Origin of the sequence: Convivina praedatoris (assembly GCF_933208495.1) — a bacterium.
Taxonomy (GTDB): domain Bacteria; phylum Bacillota; class Bacilli; order Lactobacillales; family Lactobacillaceae; genus Convivina; species Convivina praedatoris.
In genome coordinates this window covers 121,300-145,850 of sequence record NZ_CAKOET010000001.1, presented here as the reverse complement: position 1 = coordinate 145,850, position 24,551 = coordinate 121,300, and the positions used below count along the sequence as shown (strand labels likewise).

Below are 24,551 nucleotides of genomic sequence, written 5' to 3'. Positions count from 1 at the left end.
TACCTAAATTTAATACGTTTATTATAACTTAGCTCAGGACAAAGACCAAGCGCTATTTTTAAGTGCAATCACTTAGCTAAGATTTGACCTAAAATTTTCTGAATTGCATGATTTTGAGCAGAGGTTCCCAAAGTAATCCGTATCCATTCTGGATTTAATCGCGCATTTATCTGATAACCATTTTCTAAAAGCTTTTGACCAACTAAATCAGCATCCCCAACCTTAACCCAGATAAAATTCGTGGCCGAAGGATAAAAAGTCAGGCCTAACTTAGTCAGGTAGGTTTCAAAATCTTGACGTTCCTGACTGACTTGTTGCACCACTTTTTGCAGGTAGCTTTGATCAGCAACGGCGGCCGCACCGCCAGTAATTTGGTAAGTCGATAAATTATAAGGCAGGCGAACTGCTTGTAGAATATCAAAAAGTTGATCCGGCACAATACCATAACCCACTCGCAAATTGGCTAAGCCATAAGCTTTGGAAAGTGTACGTAAGACCACTAAATTATCATATTGCTGAACCAGTGGTGCACAGGTTGCTTCCGGATTATTGGCAAATTCATAATAGGCCTCATCGACAACTAAAATGACATCTGCCGGTAGCTGATCCAAGAAAGCCCGAATATCAGCCGTCTTTTCTAAAACACCGGTCGGATTATTCGGATTGGCTAAAAAGATTAAGGCGGTTTGATCGGTAATGGCTGCCAATAAGGCGTTAAAATCAACATACCCACTTTGCGCATTAATTGGTACCTGGGTTGTTTTAGCCGCTTCAATTTGAGCATGGATGGCATATTCACCAAAAGTTGGTTGTGGCACAATCATCTCGGAACCAGGCGTTAAAATGGTTCGAGTTAATAATTCAATCAACTCATCAGCCCCGTCACCAAAAATCAAACTCTTCACCGGCACTTGTTCGACTTTTGCGACCGCTTGCCGCAAAGCAGTCGCCTGGCCATCTGGATAATAATTTAAGACAGCAGGGTTAACAGCTTGTAATGCCTGGACTGCCAAGGGTGACGGTCCATAAACTGATTCATTGGCTGATAGGCGCGCTAACTCTTTTAAACCATAACGTTTTTTGACCAGTTCGGCCGGTTCTTCGGCCTGATAAGCAGTCAAATCTTTGATAAACTTTTTCACCATCTTAACCTCCTAGGAAATAGTGATAGAAAAAAAGCGCCACCGGCCGTGGTTAACTTTTATAACCACTTATTATTCAAAACCAACACCTGGCTTTATCCAAATAATCCGACAACGTTTCTTGACTACCATGGTGGGAATAGCATGTATGAGTATGTCCATCTTTTTTAAGCATGTACACTCCCTTACTTTACTTAACTAACTTCCCCTTAGCATCTAGGTAATTTTGCAAAATAAATTCAGCGGCAATCTTATCAATTACCTTTTTTCTTTTTTTACGGGAAACATCTGCCTCTTCAATTAGCATCCGTTCCGCCTGCACCGTGGTTAAACGCTCATCTTGAAAATCAGTCGGTAAATTAAAATTGTCCTCGACCATTTGCGCATAATCCCGGGCAGCCTCAGCTCGTGGGCCTTCCGTATTGTTCATATTTTTAGGCAGGCCAATCACAACCCCCGTAACCTTATGTTGATGAATAATTTCACCTAAACGTTCTAGGCCAAATTCTTTTTCATCTTCATTAATTCGGATGATTTCGACCCCTTGGGCAGTCCATCCCATTGGGTCGCTCATTGCTACCCCAACTGTTTTACTACCAACATCTAATCCTAATATTCGCATCATTTCCTTAAATAGCTATGCACTAATTCTTCAATAATTTCATCACGTTCATGGCGTTTAATTAAATTACGGGCATCATGCAAACGCGGAATGTAGGCTGGATCACCTGACATCAGGTAACCCACAATTTGGTTAATGGGATTGTATCCCTTTTCCTCCAATGCGCCATACACAATATCTAATGTTTCATGAATATTTTTGGGCAATTGATTCCCAAAATCAAAGATTGCCGTCTCGTCACTTACACTCATCGTAACTCTCCCTTCCCTTCATAGCAGGTACTGCCCATATTATAGCAAGTTCCAGAAGTTTATACTAATTTAAAAATTATCGTTCTTTAATAAAAGTCTCAGCAGCACTGAATGCATCAGCAATACCAGCCGGATTCTTACCACCGGCTTGGGCCAAATCTGGTCGACCACCACCGCCACCACCAACTAGTGGGGCAATGTTCTTAATCAAATCTCCAGCTTTTAAACCAGCCTGATTAGCATTCTTATTGGCAGCCACCAACAAATTCACCTTATCATCGATGGTGGTAGCCAAAACTAAGATGTCAGAAGGCTGCTTTTCCTTCCAAGTATCAGCCATTTGACGCAAAGCCCCACTGTTAGCAACCTTGACCTGGACCATAATCGTTGTAAATTCACCAATTGTTTGAACTTGATTAAAGATTTCTCCAGCACTTAAATTAGCCACTTGGGCCTGCAAAGATTCAATCAATTGCTGACTAGCCTTCAAATCATTTTGCAATTCAACTACCCGACTTGGCAAATCCAAAGGCTGGGCTACCTTTAAACTCTTAGCAGCTGCCGTCAAGGCATCTGATTGAGCCTGAAAAGCCGCTACAGCTGGTAAACTCGTCAAAGCTTCAATCCGGCGAACTCCAGCACCAATTCCTGATTCACTGGTAATCTTAAAGAGACCTAATTCAGCTGTGGATTGAACGTGGGTACCCCCATCAAGTTCACGGTTAAAATCACCAATTGACACTACTCGAACCTTTTGCCCGTACTTTTCGCCAAAGACGGCAACTGCACCCATTTTCTTGGCACTTTCAATGTCAGTTTCTAGCCAAGTGACGGGAAGGTTTTCAGCAATTTTTTGATTAATTAAATCCTGAATTTCTGTCAAAGTAGCTGAATCAACTGGTCCCTCATGGGTAAAATCAAAGCGCAAGTAGTCTGGTTCAACCAAAGATCCGGCCTGATGAATATCACCACCAATGATGTTACGCAAGGCTTGATCCAACATATGGGTAGCAGTATGATTCCGAGAAACATTTAGATGTCGTTGCAAATCAACATGCAAATTAACTGTGTCTTCCAAGGCAAAATCGGAAACAACTGCTACGGTATGAATATATTGACCCTTAGGCCCTTTTTGGACGTTAACGACCTTACCTAGTAGTTGACCCGCTTGACTCAAAATTTGACCGTGATCCGGCACCTGTCCACCCATCTCAGCATAAAAAGGTGTTTGGTCAAAGACTACCAAGACCTCCGTATCAGCTTCTGCCAATTTTTGTAGGCCATCAACACCGGCTTCATCTTGACCAATGATAGCGACAACTTCAGCACCATCGACAGCCGTTTGCTGCCAACCAACATAGGTTGAATCAACGGCTAAGTCAGTTAAGACGGCATTTTGAACTCCCATTGATTTATTATCACTTCGAGCAGCTCGAGCGCGATTACGCTGAGCTTCTAGGGCAACTTGGTATCCAGCCACATCAACAGTCAAACCAGCTTCACTAGCTTGCTCCTGGGTTAACTCTAAGGGGAAGCCGTAGGTATCAGAAAGCTTAAAGGCATCTTCACCACTAATTTGACTTTCATGATCGTTTTTAGCTTGCGCAATAACTTCAGACAACATTCCCAAACCAGCATTTAAAGTCCGCTTGAAGCGAGTTTCTTCATTATCAATGGTCTTTTGAATCTTAACTGTATTTTGACCTATTTCAGGGTAATAGCTAGACATGATGTCAGCTACTACTGGGACGAGATTAGCCAAGAAACTTTCTTGAATACCTAACTTTTGACCGTGCAAAACCGCTCGACGCAACAAACGGCGAATGACATAGCCACGCCCTTCGTTAGCTGGCAAGGCGCCATCACTAATGGCAAAGGAAACTGCCCGGATATGGTCAGCGATGACTTTAAAGCTAACATTATCCTCGGTATCTTTACTTTGATCATAATGACGATTATCGGTCAACTTTTCAGTTGCATGGATAATTGGCAAGAATAGATCCGTATCAAAGTTGGTCCGGCCATTTTGGAAAACAGATACCAAACGCTCTAATCCCATCCCCGTATCAATATTTTTATGAGGCAATTCCGGATACTGGCTATTATCCGTCAAACCAGGTAAATGATTAAATTGGGAAAATACAATATTCCAGATTTCTAGATAACGTTCGTTTTCCCCACCAGGATACATTTCAGGGTCATCGGCTGGTAGATCAGAAAAAGCTTCACCTCGATCGTAGAAAATTTCCGAATCAGGTCCCGAAGGGCCCTCTCCAATATCCCAGAAGTTATCTTCAACTTCAAAAATATGTCCATCTGGTAGATCAGTCTTTTCAGACCAAATTTGCTTAGTTTCTTGGTCCTTAGGGTAAACCGTTACGTATAATTTAGACTTATCTAAGCCATACCATTCCGGACTAGTCAACAATTCCCAAGCCCAAGGAATAACTTCGGCCTTAAAATAATCTCCGATTGAAAAATTACCCATCATTTCAAACAATGTATGGTGGCGGGCTGTCTTACCGACATTTTCAATATCATTAGTCCGAATCGCTTTTTGAGCGTTAGTAATTCGATTTTTAGGTGGCATAACTGAGCCATCAAAGTATTTTTTAAGGGTGGCCACACCGGAGTTAATCCACAATAAGGTTGGATCATCCTCGGGAACAAGGCTTTTAGAAGGTACAACTAAATGTCCCTTAGAAGCAAAAAAATCTAAGAACATTTGCCGAATTTCAGCTGAAGAACGTGATTCCATTTTTTCTCCTTTTATCTTGTAAAACAAAAAAACACCACAAATGCGGACGCGTTACCGTGGTACCACCGCAATTTGTAATGATTTTCATCTTTACCTCTGCTCTTGTAACGCCGAGCCGCGTAGATTTATTTGTCATTAATCTGGGAGCACAGTTAACAGCTACTGACACCTTTCACCAACCGGTACCTCGCTTAAAGTAGTTTATCATCTGCATATCCAGAATTAAAGACATTATACCATATACCATATAATTACCAACCAATATGATTAGCCGTTTGAGGTAAGGCCAATTTACCAGCCGCTAGTTCACTAAATGCTTGATCAATAATGGCTAGGCTCTGATCCAACTGCGCATCCGTCATAACCAATGGTGGCTGAAAACGTAAGGTTGAGCCCCGTAAACTGATCATAATGGCCCCTAATTCGTAAATGCGATAAATCAATTTAGTGGTAGCCTTAACGTCAGGTCGCCCATCCGCATCCACAATATCAATACCACCATTAAATCCGTATAAACGGACATCCCCAATGAAATTATATTTTTTGGCGGCATCTTCAAAGAATTTTCGAGCTTTTATACCTAGCTGGTGTGAACGATCAGCTAGCTTCTCTTCCTCAATTACATCCAAAGTAGCCAAGGCAGCAGCAGCGGCAACTGGATTTCCCGCCGTCGTATAGACGTTAGCAGGAGCATCGAGGCTTTCCATTATTTCTTTACGGCCGATAACGGCACTCAGTGGTAACCCACTGGCAATCGACTTACCCACAGCAATCAAGTCTGGGGCAATGCCAAAATTATCAATTGACCACATTTTACCTGTTCGACCCAGTCCTTGATTGACTTCATCAACCGCAAAGACAATCCCATGTTGACGAGTGAAATCATAAACCAAATCCATGTAGCGCTGTGGTGCCTTCACAATGCCACCATCCCCTTGAATTGCTTCAATTTCAACCAAGGCCACTTCATCAGCGGGTAAATAGGTTTCAAAGGGTAAACGGAACTGTTCAAACATCCGCTCAGAAAATTCATCATCACTTTCACCAGTGCGACGCTGATGTTGGTCAGGATAAGGTACTTTAACCATTCCCGGCAAGAGTGGCCCCATTTTACGAGTCATATTTAAACTAACGGCTGACATTGACATCGATCCAAAGGTAGAACCATGATAGGCACCTGTAAAACTAACTACATAAGGCCGTTTTGTATAGGCTCGGGCAAACTTAATGATGGCATCGTTGGCATCTGAACCAGAATTACCAAAGGCCACTTCTTTTTCAAAATCACCTGGAGCAATGGAGGCTAGACGATCCACTAATTTAGCGGTAGCCGTGTTTGAAAAGTAAGCTGGTGTATATTGAATTAATTTTTGAGCCTGTTTAGTAATCGCTTCAACCACTTTAGGATGAGAGTGGCCAGTATTAGTCGCACTGGCACTGGCCAGTAAATCCAAATAAGTTTTACCATCAGCATCAGTAACGGTTGCACCCTGCCCATGATCAATGACAATATCAAAATAATTAATTCGGGTTGCATCTGCTAAGTACTGAGATTCATTTTGTAAAATCGATTGATTTTTATCCATTTTTAACCTCCAAACTGCTTTAATTGGACAAAAAAACTCCCAAGAGTGGGAGTTTTTTTACATTAATCACGTAGGTTACTCCGACGAGAACCATAAAGAGCATACACAACTAATCCTAGCAAGAACCAACCACCAGCATAAATTTGAGCTTGAACATCCAATTGAGTGAAAATCCAAATTGATCCAGCTGCCCCAAGGGCTGGTAATACTGGATAAAGTGGCATACGGAAACCTGGCACTGGAATATCTTTTCCTTCACGAGGACGTAGCGCATACATACCAAGAGAAACCATAATGAAGGCGATCAAAGTCCCAGCGGAAATCAGAGCAGCTAATTCGTTAAAGCTAAAGACTGAACCAATCAAAACTGCAATAACGGTCAATACTAACAAGGCATTGTTAGGTAATCCCTTACCGTTAACATCACCCAAGAACTTTGGCAACAAACCATCACGACCAAAGGCGTATAGCAAACGGGAACCAGCCATCATCATTCCGATAATCGCCGTAAACATACCGGCCAAAGCCACAACTGAAAGCAAGTTAGAAACATAAGGATGACCAGATTCCAACAAGGCCCAAGCAGCTGGAGCTGCATTATTAGCGTACTTAGTGTAGTGGAACATACCAACTAGGACCAAGGCCACGGTCACAAACAAACCAGTCGCAATCACCAAGGAACCAATGATTCCACGTGGCATGGTCTTTTGGGGATCCTTAGCTTCGGCTGAGTTAGCTGCAATTGAATCAAAACCAATATAGGCCAAGAAAATCTGAGCAGCACCAGCTGAAATACCTTGCCAACCACCAAAATCAGTTCCAGGCTTGTGGGTTGGAATGAAAGGTACATAGTTACTTGGATGGATGGCTGTTAAACCAACCGCAATAAAAATCAAGATAACTAACAACTTACCAACCACTAAGGTGTTTTCCACCGCAGCAGTGGTATGCGTACCCTTCCAAAGCAGAGCTGCCACAATCAAAACGGCCAGCAGTGAAAACAAATCAATCAACCCACCGTTACCAGCAGCAAAGGAACCATTCAAAACATTAGGCAGAGCCAAATGGAATGATGACAAGAAAAGCTTAAAATTAGCTGACCAGCCAGAGGCCACAAAGGCCACGGCGATAAAATATTCAGCTAACAAGGCCCAACCAGCAATCCAGCCAAAGACTTCTCCAAAGACAACACTGGCCCATGAATAAACGGACCCAGCAAAAGGCAAAGCTGAAGCAAACTCAGCATAGGCAAAGGCCGTTAATCCAGAAACAATCGCTGCAACAACAAACGACAAGGCCACGGCTGGCCCAGCGTGGTTAGCCGCCACAATTCCTGGCAAAGTAAAGATAGCGGTTGAAACAATGGTTCCCAAGCCCAAAGCCAACATTTCTTTAGTTCCCAAAGTTTTCTTCAAATGGGCATCGCTTTGCTCAAACTTAGATGGATCAGCACGGTGAAACCATCCACCGCCTGGACGCTTATCTGACATATTTTCCCCTCCAACAAATGCAATTAAATTTATGTTCCTTTTATATTAACATTTTCTCATATTCCTGTCAATTTCTTCATAAAAAAATAAAAAACCTACCCAGAACAATAATTTGAACTAGATAAGTTTTAATTTTAATCTTCGTCAACTTTATCGTTGACCTTGCGAGCTTGCCGGAAGTATTTAGTTACTAGACGACTATCAGTTCCCCATCCATAAAAGCCAAGAGCTACGACAATTACCATGATAAAGTCAAATGGATAGTGGATTAAACCAATCCCGTTAAACTCTTTACTACCGATGTAAGACATAATCGAAAGTACAACTAGATAAGATATCATCCAAGAACTACCAGCCACTTGCTTACGTGAACGTTCACGATCCCATCCCTGACGCCATTCATAATAGAAATAGAATGGCAAACCAAGTGCAATAATCAAAATAACCTCAATCGTTGTCGGCCACATCGCCCAGTAAGTTGCCAGAGAAGCCAAAACGAAAGCCAATGGTGCCATAAATCGAAGATTTTTTGATTTAACTGGCCGATTAAAATTAGGTGCCATCTTACGCAATGATACAACGGTCACTGGACCAGTTAAGTACGCAATCAGGGTTGAAGTCGAAATCACACTAGCAAGAGTACCCCATGAACGGAAAATAGATACCATTAACATACTTAAAATGGCATTGGTAATCATGGCTAAGCGAGGAATGCCATACTTTTTATTGATTTTACCCACAAATTGTGGAATATGCTTATTAGAAGCCATTGCAGACAAGGCACGAGCTGTTGAAGCTGCAAAGGAAACTCCAGTTCCAAATGGTGAAACGAAGGCATCCATATAAAGTAATACAGCCAACCAATGAATACCAAGTAAAATAGCTAAATCAGCGAATGGCGATTGGAAGTCAAGTCCATGCCAACCATATTTGGCCAACATAGCTGGATCGATAGAAGTGATATACGTACTTTGAATCAAAATATACAAAACCGCACTGATTCCCAAAGATAAAGTAATTCCTAAGGAAATATCACGTTTAGGATTCTTAACTTCGCTTCCCATATTAATAATGGTCTGAAAGGCATTAAAAGAGAAGATAATTCCTGAAACAGTCGTCGCAGCAAATATAGGTGCGCTACCGTAAGGCATAAATTCATGCAAAGAACTTCCATAGTTGCCTGGATGAAAACCAGACATTGTCAACATCACAATCGTTAGAAGGGGCACACCCAACTTAAAGAAAGAAATAAAACTGGTAAAGCGAGTCAGCAAGCTCACTGACCAAAAGTTCAAAAGTGTAAAAACAATGATGAAACCAAAAACTACCAGTAGTCCTGGGGTCGTAATTGACCCATTAACCACAAAGTGTTTCGTCCAATTTGCCCACGACCAAGGCCAAGTACTCATGTATTGCACAGCCGCCACGGCTTCAATCGGAATCAGAGTTACTAATGACACCCAATTAGCCCACGAGGCAATAAATCCTAGCAATGAACCATGTGTATACTGGGCAAACTTACTCATTCCACCTGATTCAGGGAACATTGTCCCCAATTCAATATAGTTATAAGCAATGACACTGATGACAACTGCCCCGATTACCCAAGAAATGATTGCAGCCGGTCCAGCGACCATAGTAGCTTCCCAAGATCCAAATAACCATCCGGATCCAATTAATGAGCCTAATCCCAACAAGACAAGTTGTAGAAGGCCGATTTTATTTTGCTTCATGTGTTCCCTTCCAAATTATTATTCAAGCCACAAAGTGACCACTTTTTTTTATTAAGCGATGGTCACTATTTTACAGGTTCACTTTTTAAATTGCAAATATAATCAAAAAGCCATCCAAATTGGATGGCTAATCAATGAATTTAGGCAAAGATAGCAGTTAAAATCAAAATAACGATTAAACCAGTAACCGAAATAATAGTTTCCAAAACTGTCCAAATTTGGAAAGTTTGCTTAACACTTAGGTCAAAGAATTCTTTGAAAATCCAGAAACCAGCATCGTTTACGTGAGAAGCAATCAAAGAACCAGCTCCAATGGCCAAAGCAACAAATACTAATAGCATGCTGTTAGTGGCATTGGAAGCCAAGATACCGTTGACGACCCCAACAGCCGTAATACCAGCCACAGTGGCTGAACCAACGGCAATTCGTAGCAAAGAAGCCACTGCCCAAGCAAAGAACACAATCGCTAGCGGACTCATAGCACCATTGGATTGGAACAACTGGGCGACTTGGTTTGACAAACCAGAAGTAACCAAGACCCCACGTAGAGCTCCACCACCACCAACGATTAGCAAGATACCAGAAACGGCAGCCATTCCTTCGTTTAGAGAAGCGCCAATCACCTTCATATCCTTGCCCTGCAAAATACCCATAGTATAAATAGCAAAAATTAAAGAGATTGTCATCGCTACAGCAGGATTGGCAAGGAAATCAATAATTTGATAAACCATGCTTGGATGGAGTGGTGTCTTTCCACCCGTCACAACCAACTTATATACCGTGGCAATAATCATAAAGATCAGTGGAAAGACTGAAGTCAATACTGACAAAGCAAAACCAGGGGTTTCCTTTAGGTCATATTCTTTCATTTCACCGACCGCTTCAATGTGGTCCGTAAATTTAAAAGCATCCGGTGCATAACGCTTAGCTAATGTAGTAAACATTGGTCCGGCAACAACGGCAGTAATAACAGCCACTAACAAACCAAAAATCAACATCAAACCAACATTTGCATGCAATTGTGAAGCCACCGCAGTTGGTGCTGGTTGAGGAGGTAAGAAGCCTTGGGCTGAACTCAAGGCCGCCGTCATAGAAATACCTAAGTACAACAAAGGTACGCCGGCTTCAATCGCTACGGCAAAGACAATTGGAATTAGCAAAACCATTCCAACCCCAAAAATCATCGAAATACCGATAATAAATGAAGCTAATAGGACGGCCCACTGCAAGCGCTTAAGACCAAACCAATCAATCAAAGTCTTGGCGATTCGGTAAGAACCACCTGCATCAGCAACTAAACGACCAATCATACCACCAAAAATGAAGATGACGGCGTTTGATCCTAGAATATTGCCCATTCCTTCCGATCCAAGGACCGCATTAGGAATTTTCATTGGGGGCATACCCAGTAACAAGGCCAGGATAAAGGCCGTAATTACTAGAGATACGAAGGTATTCAATTTTAATTTTGTAATCAATAAGAGCAAAATCAAAATTGAAATGAATAACATTACAAAAGCCATAGTATGTGTTTGAAGTACAAGACTTCATCTCCTATTTATAAATAAAAATAACAATTACTTAACATTGTGCTTACGTTGGTAGTTAGCAATATTGTCGTATTCAGTTTGCAATTGACGGGACAAACGAATGAAAATTGGCGCTAATTCACGGTATGCTTCATAATTTTCAGGGTTCGGTTGATAAGTAGCCGACTTCCCAACGTATTTAGAGATCTCGTACAAATCGTCAATCTCCCCCAAAGCTTTTTGAGCCACAATCACGGCTGCCAAGGCACCAGATTCGATTGATTCTGGCACAGTGACTGGTTGCTCAAAGATATCAGCAAACATTTGGCGCCACAATGGTGAATGAGCAAAACCACCGGTGGCCTGAATAGACTTGAGACTACCCACAACTTCTTCAAGGGCCAAACTAACCATGTAAATATTAAAGGTAATACCTTCCAAGACTGCTCGTAGCATGTTGGCACGGGTATGACTATGGTTCAAACCAAAGAAAGAACCACGAGCATTAGCATCCCAAATTGGTGCTCGCTCACCACCCAAATACGGATGGAACAGCAGGCCATTTGAACCAGCTGGAATCCGAGAAGCAATATCTGTCATCAAATCATAGGCGTCACGACCTAACAAAGCTGCCGTTGACTTCTCGGCATCAAACAAGTTATCACGAGCCCAGCGGAAGACATCTCCACCATTGTTGACGGGCCCACCAACCACCCAGTGATCCTTATCCAAAGCATAAGTAAAGGTCCGACCCTTTGGATCAATCACAGGTTTATCAGAAACAACTCGAATGGCACCAGAAGTCCCAACAGTAATAGCAGCCACACCAGGTTTAACGGCATCAACCCCGAGGTTAGACAAAGGACCATCGCCGGCACCGTAAACAAAGGGTGTGTCAGCTGGCATACCCAAAACAGCAGCATATTCAGCAACCATCTTGGTTTCATACTCATAAGGTGAAACTGGCTTAGGCAACTGTTCAGGCTTTAGGCCAGTCAATTCTAAGGCCTGAGCATCCCACTCCTGATTGAAGATATTAAATAGTCCCGTTCCAGAAGCGATGGAAATATCCATCTTATTGGTCCCAAACAAACGGTGGAACAAATATTCCTTAATACCCAAATAGTGGGCCGCCTTTTGGAAGATATCTGGATGAGCATTTTTCAGCCACAAGAGCTTTGACAAAGGTGCCATGGGATGAATAGGCGTACCAGTTTTACTGTAAATTTCTTGTCCAAGGCCACTTTTCTTTAAATCATCAGCAAATTCGACAGCGCGCGTATCAGCCCAAGTAATTACCCGAGTTAATGGTTTCCAATCTTTGTCAAAGGCAATCAACGAGTGCATTGCTGACGAGAATGAAACGGCTGTGATTTTGTTTCCCTCGGCTAAATTAGCCTGACGAATCACTGAACCTAAGGCGTTAGAAAAGGCTACAAAAATTTCATCCAAATCTTCTTCGGCCATGTCTGGTTCGTCACGATAAAGGGGATAACCATAGTTAGCCTGTGCAACCACTTGATTTTGATCATCAAAGAGCACGGCCTTGGTTGAAGTTGTGCCTAAATCGACACCAATCATGTATTCCATCATATACTCCATTATCTAGTTACCCATTTAGTCCTTGTAAATGACCCGTGGTAACGTTCAATAAGTTTTAGAATAAAAAAGCCCCCACTGGGAGCTTTTTCGAAGAACCTAAATTATTTCTTAGCAGCATCCATGGCGTGTCCGCCAAAACCATTCCGCAAAGCTGAAACAACTTTTCCAGTGAAGGTATCTTCTTGCAATGAACGATAGCGCATTGCCAATGAAAGATAAATAACTGGGGCAGGTACTTCCAAATCAAGAGATTCTTCAACTGTCCACTTACCTTCACCAGATGAGTGCATACGTCCTGAAATAGCAGAAAGCTTTGGATCCTTAGCAAACTGCTCTTCAGCTAATTCCATCAACCATGAACGAATAACCGAACCATGGTTCCACAACTTAGCAACAGCTTCATAGTCATAATCGAATTGTGAAGCTTCAAGAACTTCAAATCCTTCAGCAATGGCCTGCATCATACCGTATTCGATACCATTGTGGACCATCTTCAAATAGTGACCAGAACCAAGACGACCAGTATACAAGTAACCATCAGGTTCAGCGATTGACTTAAACAATGGTTCGATAACCGTCCATGCTTGGGCGTCATCGCCACCAATCATGAAGTTTCCACCATTACGAGCACCGTTCATACCACCAGATGTTCCGGCATCAAAGAACTTGATACCAGCGGCAGTAGTCCGCTTGTTTTGCTCTAAGTTATCCTTATAGTTAGAGTTACCACCATCAATGATGATGTCTCCAGCTTCCATCTTATCAATTAAAGTATCGATGGTTGAGTTAGTTGGTACACCGGCTGGAACCATTACCCAAGCAACCTTAGGTGATGGCAACTTTGCCAACATATCATCGATGCTGCTTGCAGCTTCAATCTTGTCAGAATAATCAGCAGCTTCCTTGACGAATTCAGGATTCAAATCAAAGGCAACTACCTCATGACCGTTATCAACGGCGTTTTTAACTAGGTTAAGACCCATCTTACCCAGGCCAATCATCGCAAACTTCATGTTTACTACCCCTTTTTTATTTTTCTATAACTAAACTACTCACTCATTATATGAAAATAATTTACACAATGCAAGCGCTTTTATTGAAAATAATTTTCTAATTCGGTATAGTTAGGGCTACCGATGTTTTCAAGGGAGAATATTTATGGTTAATCAAGTTCTGGCCCAGCTCAGCGCCCAAAATCATCACTATAACCAAACTGAAAAAAAGCTCATTAATTTTATTACCCAACAACCCCACTTAGCTGGTGAATTAACGATTCGCAGTATGGCTGATCAAACTGGGGTATCCACAGCGACAATTTCACGGTTTGTAAAAAAAATTGGTTTTGCTTCCTATCGTGATTTTTCTTTGGCCCTAGCCAGTCGAACGACACCCAATCCACCCGTAGATTTATTCGGTGAAATTGCTGACGATGACAATACCCAAGCAATTGCTAATAAAGTTTTTTCAGGAGCTAAAAACGCTCTAGATACAACCTTAGACCAGTTAACCGCCAGTAAGTTAGATCAAGCAGCGCAAATCCTCTTACAGGCCCAACACGTTGGTTTCTTTGGCATTGGTGGCTCTTCAATCGTCGCCTTTAACGCCTACCATAAATTCCTCCGAACTCCTTTAAATGTTGTCTCCCATCCAGATTACGATATTCAATTAATGCAGGCCGTTAAACTTACCAACCAAGATGCGGCCATCGTGATTTCCCATTCAGGGCGCAATGAAGATACCCTCCTAATTGCTCAAATGCTTAAAGAGCATGGTGTCCCGACGATTGCCATTACTTCTTTTTTTGACTCACCCCTCACCCATTTAGCTGATTTAGTACTTTTGTCACTGGCTGAAGAAGTTAATTTTCGTAGTGAATCAATGAGTTCATTAATTGCCCAGTTAACCATTATTGATACCCTCTTTACGTTGGTGGGATCCCAATTGCCGCAAGAAACTCAAATTGTCGTCGATAATTTACGCCAAGTGATTGAAGAAACTCGGCAAAAATAAAAAGCCCTTCCGGGCTTTTTTTACTGATTACTATTAACAATTGCCAAGGCTTGGTTGACCAGCATATCAATGGCAATGAAGTTCTGACCACCTTCGGGCACGATGATGTCAGCATAGCGCTTAGTTGGCTCAACAAATTGATTATGCATGGGCTTCACCGTGGCTAAATATTGTTCAATCACGCCTTCAACCGTTCGACCGCGTTCATGGGTATCCCGTTGTAAACGGCGAATAAAACGAATATCATCATCGGTATCAACATAAACCTTTAAATCTAATAGATTACGAATATTGACATCGTTAAATAACAAAACACCATCCACAATGATTACGCCAGTTGGCTGAACATGCACAGTCTGATTTGAACGGGTATGCTGCTCATAATCATAAACTGGCACATCAATAGCTTGATTGCGCAGCAAGCGTTCCAAATCGGCAACAAAGAGATCATTTTCCAATGAATCTGGATGATCATAGTTCGTCTTAATTCTCTCGGCCATAGGTTTGTCCGATTGATCGCGGTAGTAAGAATCTTGCTGCAATAAAACAGGATGATGAGTCGCTAAACGGGTCAAAAGGGCCCGACTAACCGTTGTCTTTCCGGAACCAGATCCCCCGGTAATACCAATTATTAATGGCTTATTTGTCACGACTTCCTCCTCAAATAATAACCGTCGTTAGGCCGAGCAAAAAATTTACACTTTTTTTATTTTAGCAAAAGTAATGAAAATTGCTACTATTTTTATTAAAAAGACCAAAAGAAAAGCAACTAGGAATCTAGTTGCTCTAGCTACAGTATACTTAAGCTTACTGATCAGCCTTTTCACGTTGTTCATGAGAAGATTCAACAAATTCTGATTGCTTATCCAAACGCTCAGTTTTACGCTTAACATCTTCTACTTCACGGGCATCAGCTGCTTCAAATTCGTGTTTTTTCTCCATCGTGATTAACCCTCAATGTCTTTCTTTTCTTGTTCAAATGCTTCTTTTTCGTAACGAGCATCCTTTTTTTCAGCGTGGAGAACGTCAGTACTTTCCGTATGTTCGTGTTGTTGTGCTACCTTTTTCTTAGCTAGCTTGTCATCTTCACGTTCAAAGGATTCTCGATTCTCTTTGGAACCATCTCTTAATGTAGTCATCTCAATCCTCCCGTTTTCTATAAGGACAATCTTAGCACAATTTCATCAAAATAAAAAAGTTGACTAAAACTCAAAAACACTTATTTTTCAGTTTTAATTTGCGTTGATAATAGCAGCCCCAACACTGGCACAAAGATAAACCAAGCACTGGTTTGACTCAAGGCGGTTCCGTATGAAACGTTCTGATTAAAGGAAGTAATCAAAATTGATGCTACCACCACGCTACCGGCACCGATAACCTGCCGTAAAGTCGTTAAAATTGCTGTCCCGTGAGCAACTAAATCTTCTGGTAAAGCATTATTAGCCGCTGTAACCGCTGGCATCATGATAAAGGCGTTACCACCTTCTAGTAACATGGCAGCCACTAAACCAACCCAGAAGTTAGCTTGCCCCATTAGGGCTAAGAGGCCGTAACCCAAAACCATCATCGAAGTTCCAATCCGAACTAAGCGCTTCAAACCAATCTTTTGTAACAGATATCCGGCCTTAGGATTTAACAAGCTCAAGAAAATAGCGGCTGGTACCATTAGTAGTCCAGATGCTAAGGGATTAAAATGGAACACCTTTTGATAAAAAAGGGGCATCAAAACCGTGGCAGTAATTAAACCAGAATAAGATAAACCGGTCAGAATCATGGCTGGTAAATAACCATGATAATGAAAAACCGACAAATTCAAGAATGGTGTCGTTAATTTAAGTTGACGGGCAACAAAAATTCCTAAAATAATGGTACTGATCACCATCATAAGCCACCATTGGGCGTTAATTCCCTGAGTTGGAATTACTGAAATACTATACAAAATCCCACCAAATCCTAATAGCATGACAGCAGATAACCAGTCAAATCGGTAAGGCTTAAGGGTATGCACATTTTTAATTTGCTTTTGAATTAAGAGCACTAGCACAATCAAAACAATAAAGAAAAAACCAAATAATTGGCGCCAAGATCCCCACTGTAAGATAATACCCGACACAATTGGCCCAACTGCTAAGGCTGATCCCATAACCAAACCAACGACACCCATGGAAGGCCCCCGCCGATCTTTAGGTGTACTTTCTAAAATAACAGACTGAAAAGTTGGAAATAAGGCCCCCACTGCAATTCCTTCCAGCAAACGACCAATGATAATACCTGTAAAATTAGGGGTCACAATCGCCCAAGCTGTCCCAATTAAAAAGACAATCACAATCCCATTTAATAAATAACGAAGAGGAATATTATCTAGTAACCAAGGACTTAGCGGCATCACTAAGGTCATAGTTACCATAAAGCCCGTCGTTAGCCATTGGACTGTGCTGGCACTGACATTGAAACTGTGCATTAAAATTGGATAGGCCGTCGTCATGGTTGATTGACTAATTGACATAACAAAGGCAATGAACAATAGCACCAATGAAAACAGCGTTAACTGACGCAAAGATTTAAACATAGCTTCTCCTTTAGAATCATTCTACTTTTCATTTTAAATTAAAATTAAAAAAAAACAACCATCTAACGGCTGTCCTTGCAAATTGATTGAACAACTAAACGAGCATAATGGTGATTTCCAGTAGCTTCAGGATGAACACCATCACTAGCCAACCATTCTGGATGATTTTTAACTAAGGAGTACCAATCAATCACATGAAAATTACGATTATTTTGCTTAGCTTCATCCAGCTCACGATTATTACTATCTTGCCAAGGTTTAGTAACCACGTAGTTATTAACCCAATAAATTTGACGTTGTTTACCGGCGGCTGCCACTAAAGCGTCAATATCACTAGCGCGAATATTCCCGTTCGTACCCAGACCAATTAAAATTGTATCGGCACAATGACCAGTTTTAATCTGATTAATTAGGGCAGGAATAGCATCGTCAGCCTGACGACCAACCTGTGCATCAATACTTAAGTGGTCATTTAGTTCTTGTAGGTTAGGAGCAACATCTAACATAACTGAATCACCAACAACCGTAATGGCTAATTGACTAAAATAGCGATACTGGTCAGTTGTAATCTGATAATCTTGAGTTAATTTACTTTGTTCCGGTGTTAAGGCAGTATCTGCAGCCTCATCATGCTGTTTTTGATTCGTATGACTTTTTTGTTGAGCTAGATCCTTTTGCGCCTTTTCTAAACGTTTTTGTAAGTCACTTTTAGGTGCAGCCATCCCCGCTTCGGGCCGTACTAAGCCACCAGCAATGGTTATCAGGAACAAAGCAGCTACCATTGCGGTCGGATACAAAAGTAATTTACGCCGCTTAAACCACTGCCAAGCCTGTTTTCTTTGCTTAGGATGTCGGAAGAGTGTTTCCACATAACGATAGGAAACTTCGCTAATAGCTAAGACCAGAGCAACTTCAATTAGAGCCTGCCAAATTGAAAAATGAAAATTACCCACTAGTTTAGGATAAAAAACAAAAACTGGTAGTTGATACAGATAAATACTATAAGAACGTTTACCAATGTAATTCAACCAAGACTGATTTAAAAGATGATTCAAGAGTGAAACCGGATGAACCACGATAGCTAAAAAGATTGTCATGATTAAGGTTAAGGCAAACATCCCACCTTTATAGACAAAGGGTGCCTGTCCATTAATTACCAAAAAGGCTAGGATGGTATCTACAGCTGCTACTAAACCAATGACATTGATGTAAAAGCGCATCTCCCGGTCTAAACGAGTTGTTAAGCGATAGGCTGGCCAAACAAAGGCTAAGGCTGCGCCTAGTAAAATTGCAAAAATTCGGGTATCAGTTCCATAATAGACGCGGTTAAGGTTAGCACCACTATAAAAAAGGCCCATCAACAACGCACTTATACTGGCCCCTACCACCAAGAAAGCACTAATCACAATTTTTTTCAAACGACTTTTTAACAGTAACCAAACAATCCCCGGCCACAACAAATAAAATTGAGCTTCAATCGATAGTGACCATAGGTGCGTAAAGGGCGAGGCGCCATTGATTTGATCAAAGTAAGAACCACCATGGCCCATCGCCCAAAAGTTATAGAGGTACAGTAAATTTGAAAAAACAATATAGCGTAAATTATATAGTTGCTGAGGGGCTAATAATAAAATTAAAAACACCGTCAGCAGTAACATCACCACTAAAGGCGGATATAATCGTCGTAAACGTCGACCCCAAAAAGGCAAGAAGCCAATATTACCTGAATGCTCATACTCCTGAATTAATAAGGTCGTAATTAAATAGCCTGAGATAATAAAAAAGAGTGGCACGCCTAACCAACCACCACTGACCCAATTTGGTAGTAAGTGAAAAGTAATAACCCCAATCACCGCCAGTGCTCTTAGGCCATCTAGGCCAGTTATATAGCGATGATTGGGCCGGCTAACTGCGTCACTTTTTTCAATATTTTGTGAATTGATAGATAACCTCCTAACTACTTGACTGACCAGAGGTATCAAGCTTGAACTAACTCAATTCATGTGTCGTTTGACGTTGAACAATCGCATGTGGTAACTTGACGGCTTGTTCTTTCAGGTCTTCATTATTCATTAATTTAGTTAACATCCGCATCGCTACGGCCCCAATATCATACTTAGGCTGAGCAATGGACGTTAACTGCGGACGAGAAATAATACTATAGTTGGTATCATTAGAGGTCACTAGCTCCATCTGACCTGGTATATCAAAATGATGATCGTGTAAATAATTTAAGAGCGCAACTGCGACAACATCATCATAAACAATCATCGCTGTTGCCCCACTAGCAACAACTTTCGGTGCTAGTTCTAAGGTCTTTTGATAGTCACGCCCGGTAGTAAATAGGAATTTTTCATCAATTTGACGACCAACTTCATTTAAAGCCTTAGTATAACCAGCTAAACGATAATCTCGATTAATTGCTTCGTCCAAACTGCCCATTACCAAGGCAACATTTTCATGTCCATGTCGCAACAAACTAGCGGTTATTTCATAAAAGGCATTAATATAGTCAATATTAACACTTGGTAGCTTTTTTTGCGCATCAACACAGCCAGCTAGGACAACTGGAATATTTAGCGCATCGATGGTTTTCATGACCCCCTGGTCCAATTCATTTCCCATGAAAATAATGCCATCAACCTGTTTACTTTCTAAACTATTGATCGCTAAAACATCGCGAACCGGATCATCATCAGTATTAGTCAGCAAAACATCATAGTGATACATATTGGCCACATCGTTGATTCCCCGGGTTAATTCAGCATAGTACAAGTTGGTCACATCGGGCATAACAATCCCAATAGTCGTCGACTTTTTAGAAGCCAAACCACGAGCAACTGCATTGGGCTGGTATCCCAACTCGTCAATAGCCTTTAAGACCTTTTCTTTAGTTGAATCACGTACATTTTTATTGCCATTAACAACTCGTGAGACTGTGGCTAAGGAAACGCCAACTCGATTGGCAACGTCGTAAATAGTTGCATTTTGTTTTTTTACCACATTCCTATCCCCCACTACTTTCAAAAGTGTTTCTTCGTCTAATATTATAAGCATAAAAGGTAGTTACTGCAAACGCTTACAATAATTTTCCAAAAATTAAAAATTTTATTTAGATTGATCTTTTTGACAATGTTTTTGGTAAGCAATCACAGCAAAACCAAGATTAACTAAAATCACAATCACAATCATGGCTAAAATTTTCCACCAAATTGGCCAGCCCTGATGATCACTCAACCAAAATAAGCCGACAGGTAAGACCAGCCCTAAAACAATTAAAATAATTTGTTGTAATTTAATTGGCACGCCTTTCCTCATGATTTCATTTTTTTACTGTTATTAACTGTAACGGTTGACCACAACGACCACAAACATAACGGTTAGTATTAATTCGGCGCTGTCGCTTAATCAAATGTCCTTGCTCACAGCAATAGGTTAAAACTTTTGGGCGGCACTGTCTTAGACCAATATCAGGGGCATAACGTGAACCCTTGACTCGAGTTAAAAGTTCTTTAAAATCGCTATCCCCATGACGATAGCCTTGATGGTTTAGGTGAAGATGATAGTGAACTAATTCATGCTTAACAATCCCCAAAAATTCTGGTAAATCACCCATTTTCGGATTAAATTCTAAATTATGGTCAGCTAACCGGTAACGACCACCGGTCGTTTTTAAACGTCGATTAAAGTAGGCTTGATGCACAAAGGGACGCTTAAAATATTGCAGTGACACTTGTTTAACGTAGTCTTGTAACTGCTTTTCATCCATTTTTACTATCCTCAGCCATTAAAAAAACGCTTCGGCTTCAAGGCTAAAACGTTTTTAATTATTTTATTGACCTTAATTAATCTTCTTGGTGATCGTAAATATAATCAACCGTTTTTTGTAAGGTATCTAACTTCTCAACATCATCGTCGGAAATTTCGACATTAAACATGTCCTCAACTTCCAAAACTAACTCTACGAAGTCAATTGAATCGGCATTAACATCGGTGATTAAATTAAGATTAGGCTCAACCTTATCACGTGGAACGTCAAAACGTTCAGAAACTTCATCGGCCAATTTGTTATAGATTGCCTCTTTTTCTAATGCCATCTTTATCTCCTCTAATGTTATAACCCTAATATAATAACACAATTTTAAGGCAAGGCAAGCTTAATTTGCCGACTTTTTAACCTTTAGGGCTTCATGATTTTCAACAATAAAGGCCGCTGTATCGGCCACTAGGTCTTGATCAATCATGGTTTTAATCTGCCCCATCGTATTAGCAACTGCAGTTGCCTTAGCTGAACCATGGGTTTTAACGACTGGAGCCTTGACTCCTAGCACGACCGCCCCACCCTGCTCATTAAAGTCTAACTGCTGAGCCATTGATTTAAAGGCCGGCTTTAACAAAAGACCACCCAATTTTCCACGCCAACCAGCACCTAAAATAGCCTTTTTAAGTTGCTGTAACATCGTCAAGGCAGTTCCTTCTATCGCTTTCAATGCTGTATTACCAGAAAAGCCATCGGCAACGACCACATCAGCTGAACCATCAAGGAGTTCACGGGCTTCAACATTACCGACAAAATTAAAGGCCTGAGTATGCAACATCAATTGATGGGCCTCTTTGTGTAACTCGTCTCCTTTATCCTCTTCGGCGCCGTTATTAAGCAAACCAACTCTTGGATTTTCATAACCTAGGACGTCAGAAGCATAAAAACTACCTAAAATACCATATTGGTATAAATGATTGGGTTTATTTTCAGCATTTGCCCCTAGATCCATAAAAACAAATTGGTCGTGCTGAGTACCAAAAGAAGGCAAGGCCGTGGCCAAAGCTGGTCGATCAACACCCTTGATTCGACCAACAATAAAAATTGCACAAGACAGCAAAGCCCCAGTATTACCAGCACTAAAGAGAGCATCGGCCCGGCCATCGTGAACTGCTTGGGCCGCTTGAACCATGGAAGAATCCTTCTTTTGACGCATAGCCTTAACTGGTTCATCGCCCATCGCAATCACTTCACTAACCGGAATAAATTCAATTCGTTCTGAATTTTGAATTAGTGCCGGTACTTGATCGGCCAAACCATATAGTTGAAATGACAAATCTAAATAGCGGTCACGGGCAGCTTCGACCCCTTTAACAATTTCACCAGGGGCGTAATCGCCACCCATCGCATCTACGGCAATTGTAATCATGTATATTTCCTCAATTATTATTAATCAAAATGGCGGTACTGAGCCATTGACTGTGATAGATACTCTACTAATGCTTGATTTTCTGGTTGGTTATCCCAAGTTGGCTCTTCCACGGTAGCTATGGCCTCTTGTTGAGCAATGGTCAACATGATTAAATCCTTGACCGGATCGCCAACCCGAAACTCAGGTACACCCGACTGTTTTGTCCCTAGAATATCACCTGGTCCTCGCAGTTTTAAATCCTCTTCGGCCAGCTTAAAACCATCATTAGTCGCAACCATCGCTTCCAAACGCGCGCGACCATAATCAGTCTTAGGATCGGCAATCAAAAAGGCATAAGATTGACGCTCTCCCCGACCAACCCGACCTCGGAGTTGGTGTAATTGAGCCAGGCCAAAGCGATCAGCATCTAATATTAACATGAAACTAGCATTCGCGACATCAACCCCAACTTCGACCACCGTGGTGGCAACTAAGATTTGAACCTGATTGGCTTTAAAATCAGCCATTAAGGTTTGTTTTTCAGCATTGGATAAACGTCCATGCAGCAATCCAACCTGATATTTTGGAAAGGACTCAGTCAATTGACTGGCTACGGCTTGGGCATTTTGAACGTCTAAGACTTCTGATTCTTCAATCAGCGGGGCGACTACATAGGCTTGCGCGCCCTGGGCTAGTTGCTCAGCCATAAAGGCTAAGGCCAGATCTAGCTGACCATGGTTCAACCAACGGGTCTCAATCGGTTTTCGACCGGCCGGTAATTGATCAATAATGGAAATATCCATTTCACCATAGGCCGTGATGGATAGAGTTCTAGGAATAGGGGTCGCCGTCATGGCTAACACATCTGGATTAACCCCACCTTCTCGCAGCTTGGAACGTTGATTAACACCAAAACGATGTTGCTCATCAATGACAACTAGACCAAGATGATGAAAATGAACATCTGGCTGGAGCAAGGCGTGCGTCCCTATTAAAATATCAATATCACCCGCTTCTAAATCAGCTAAAATTTGACGGCGCTGACTGACTTTTAAGCCTGCTGTTAACAATTCAACCCGTAAATCCACTCCCGCTTGGTCAAATAATTTAGCCAAACCCTGGGCATGTTGTTGGGCCAAAATTTCTGTTGGAGCCATTAAGGTAGCCTGTAGCCCTGCTGTCACCACGGCGTACATGGCTAAGGCGGCCACCACCGTCTTACCCGAACCGACATCCCCTTGCAGTAAACGATTCATGTGCAAAGGTCGTTGCTGATCATGTAAAATCTCACCAACAACCCGTTCTTGAGCGTCTGTTAGCTTAAAAGGAAGCTGACTTTTAAATGTTTGCCAGCGCTGAACATCGACTTGAATTTCTTGACCGGCAAAGCTTTGATCACTTAATTTTAATAGCTGAAGTCGCATTTGAAAAATATAAAACTCTTCAAATGCCGCACTGCGACGGGCTTGTTTGGCGTGATAAGTATCTAATGGAAATTGCATCCACTCTACCTGCTGATTACGGTCTAAAAGGCGATATTTAGTCCGAATTGATGCGGGTACCAAGGATGGCAAGGTTCCTCGAACCTGGCTCCAAGCTAACTCGATTAAATTTTGAATTGTCTTGGCGTTAATTTCCTTGCTGGCGGGATAAATCGCAGCTAACTCGTCACTACTAGCCGTCACCAATTTAATTCCCGTCAACGACGCCTTAGTGGCATTGTAGGTGCCATAAACAGCTAATTCTTGGTCAACGACAATATTTTTAGCCAACCACGGTTGATTAAAAAAGTTAACCCGAATATTAGCCTGATCAACCATCAATCCAAAATAAGTTTGCGAGCGTTTTCCAAACCGGCGCATCACGGCTGGGGTACTAACAATTCCTTTAAAGGTAACTTTATCACCATCCATGGTTTCTTGGGGCAATCGGATTGCTAAATCTTCATAACGATAAGGATAGTAGGTAACTAAATCCTCAATTGTAAAAATATTTAAAGCATGCAAGGCCTCTGCCCGTTTGGGTCCTACCCCCGGCAGGGTCTCCACTGGGTCTTGGTAATTTGCCATCCCAATTTGGTCCCCCTTG

Annotated in this window: 22 protein-coding genes; 1 reads left to right on the top strand and 21 read right to left on the bottom strand. The window is 41.6% G+C overall.

Features of this window, described 5'->3' with window-relative positions; genetic code table 11:
* Positions 1-68: 68 nt before the first annotated feature.
* From hisC to gnd, 10 genes are all read right to left on the bottom strand, one after another.
* Positions 69-1,142: a histidinol-phosphate transaminase gene (gene hisC / locus M4974_RS00725; protein WP_248705778.1), complete on the bottom strand. Its 1,074-nt coding sequence runs from the start codon at positions 1,140-1,142 to the stop codon at positions 69-71.
* Positions 1,143-1,332: 190 nt separating this feature from the next.
* On the bottom strand, positions 1,333-1,767 hold the full coding sequence (gene ruvX / locus M4974_RS00720) for a Holliday junction resolvase RuvX (RefSeq protein WP_248705646.1): 435 nt from the start codon (positions 1,765-1,767) through the stop codon (positions 1,333-1,335).
* Positions 1,764-2,015, bottom strand: a complete 252-nt coding sequence (locus tag M4974_RS00715) for an IreB family regulatory phosphoprotein (RefSeq protein WP_089938077.1) — start codon at positions 2,013-2,015, stop codon at positions 1,764-1,766. Before M4974_RS00715 ends, ruvX begins: the two co-directional genes overlap by 4 nt.
* Before the next feature lie 76 nt (positions 2,016-2,091).
* A complete protein-coding gene (alaS, locus tag M4974_RS00710) occupies positions 2,092-4,773 on the bottom strand; it encodes an alanine--tRNA ligase (RefSeq protein ID WP_248715707.1) in 2,682 nt (893 codons plus the stop codon).
* Between the two features lie 251 nt (positions 4,774-5,024).
* Positions 5,025-6,359: an aspartate aminotransferase family protein gene (locus M4974_RS00705; RefSeq protein WP_248705648.1), complete on the bottom strand. Its 1,335-nt coding sequence runs from the start codon at positions 6,357-6,359 to the stop codon at positions 5,025-5,027.
* Positions 6,360-6,421: 62 nt separating this feature from the next.
* A complete protein-coding gene (locus M4974_RS00700; RefSeq protein ID WP_248705649.1) occupies positions 6,422-7,849 on the bottom strand; it encodes an APC family permease in 1,428 nt (475 codons plus the stop codon).
* Between the two features lie 134 nt (positions 7,850-7,983).
* A complete protein-coding gene (locus tag M4974_RS00695; protein WP_248705650.1) occupies positions 7,984-9,582 on the bottom strand; it encodes an APC family permease in 1,599 nt (532 codons plus the stop codon).
* Positions 9,583-9,722: 140 nt separating this feature from the next.
* Entirely contained in the window at positions 9,723-11,105 is a 1,383-nt protein-coding gene (locus M4974_RS00690) for a gluconate:H+ symporter (protein ID WP_248705651.1), read from the bottom strand.
* A 54-nt stretch (positions 11,106-11,159) separates the two neighbouring features.
* Positions 11,160-12,701: a gluconokinase gene (gene gntK / locus M4974_RS00685; RefSeq protein WP_248705652.1), complete on the bottom strand. Its 1,542-nt coding sequence runs from the start codon at positions 12,699-12,701 to the stop codon at positions 11,160-11,162.
* Between the two features lie 113 nt (positions 12,702-12,814).
* Positions 12,815-13,726, bottom strand: coding sequence for a phosphogluconate dehydrogenase (NAD(+)-dependent, decarboxylating) (gene gnd / locus M4974_RS00680; protein WP_248705653.1), 912 nt, complete (start codon positions 13,724-13,726; stop codon positions 12,815-12,817).
* 145 nt (positions 13,727-13,871) lie between these two features.
* On the opposite strand from gnd, the gene M4974_RS00675 reads away from it, so the two are divergent.
* Positions 13,872-14,723 (top strand): MurR/RpiR family transcriptional regulator, encoded by an 852-nt coding sequence (locus tag M4974_RS00675; RefSeq protein WP_248705654.1) that lies wholly within the window; start codon positions 13,872-13,874, stop codon positions 14,721-14,723.
* Positions 14,724-14,743: 20 nt separating this feature from the next.
* Here the strand turns inward: M4974_RS00675 and udk are convergent, their stop codons facing one another.
* The 11 genes from udk to recG all read right to left on the bottom strand — a co-directional run bounded on the left by udk (position 14,744) and on the right by recG (position 24,532).
* Complete coding sequence (gene udk, locus M4974_RS00670; RefSeq protein WP_248705655.1) at positions 14,744-15,373, bottom strand: uridine kinase; 630 nt, start codon at positions 15,371-15,373, stop codon at positions 14,744-14,746.
* Between the two features lie 157 nt (positions 15,374-15,530).
* On the bottom strand, positions 15,531-15,665 hold the full coding sequence (locus M4974_RS07860; protein WP_256465504.1) for a hypothetical protein: 135 nt from the start codon (positions 15,663-15,665) through the stop codon (positions 15,531-15,533).
* A gap of 5 nt (positions 15,666-15,670) precedes the next feature.
* Positions 15,671-15,862, bottom strand: a complete 192-nt coding sequence (locus M4974_RS00665) for a hypothetical protein (RefSeq protein WP_248705656.1) — start codon at positions 15,860-15,862, stop codon at positions 15,671-15,673.
* A gap of 80 nt (positions 15,863-15,942) precedes the next feature.
* Positions 15,943-17,292, bottom strand: coding sequence for an MFS transporter (locus M4974_RS00660; protein ID WP_248705657.1), 1,350 nt, complete (start codon positions 17,290-17,292; stop codon positions 15,943-15,945).
* Positions 17,293-17,354: 62 nt separating this feature from the next.
* Entirely contained in the window at positions 17,355-19,274 is a 1,920-nt protein-coding gene (locus tag M4974_RS00655) for an acyltransferase family protein (protein WP_407065371.1), read from the bottom strand.
* Positions 19,275-19,281: 7 nt separating this feature from the next.
* A complete protein-coding gene (locus M4974_RS00650; protein WP_248705659.1) occupies positions 19,282-20,295 on the bottom strand; it encodes a substrate-binding domain-containing protein in 1,014 nt (337 codons plus the stop codon).
* Positions 20,296-20,400: 105 nt separating this feature from the next.
* Positions 20,401-20,598 (bottom strand): hypothetical protein, encoded by a 198-nt coding sequence (locus M4974_RS00645; protein ID WP_248705660.1) that lies wholly within the window; start codon positions 20,596-20,598, stop codon positions 20,401-20,403.
* 16 nt (positions 20,599-20,614) lie between these two features.
* Positions 20,615-21,061 (bottom strand): SprT family protein, encoded by a 447-nt coding sequence (locus M4974_RS00640; RefSeq protein ID WP_248705661.1) that lies wholly within the window; start codon positions 21,059-21,061, stop codon positions 20,615-20,617.
* Positions 21,062-21,137: 76 nt separating this feature from the next.
* A complete protein-coding gene (locus M4974_RS00635) occupies positions 21,138-21,389 on the bottom strand; it encodes an acyl carrier protein (protein ID WP_248705662.1) in 252 nt (83 codons plus the stop codon).
* A gap of 60 nt (positions 21,390-21,449) precedes the next feature.
* Entirely contained in the window at positions 21,450-22,478 is a 1,029-nt protein-coding gene (plsX, locus tag M4974_RS00630) for a phosphate acyltransferase PlsX (RefSeq protein WP_248705779.1), read from the bottom strand.
* Between the two features lie 23 nt (positions 22,479-22,501).
* A complete protein-coding gene (recG, locus tag M4974_RS00625) occupies positions 22,502-24,532 on the bottom strand; it encodes an ATP-dependent DNA helicase RecG (RefSeq protein ID WP_248715706.1) in 2,031 nt (676 codons plus the stop codon).
* Positions 24,533-24,551: the final 19 nt, after the last annotated feature.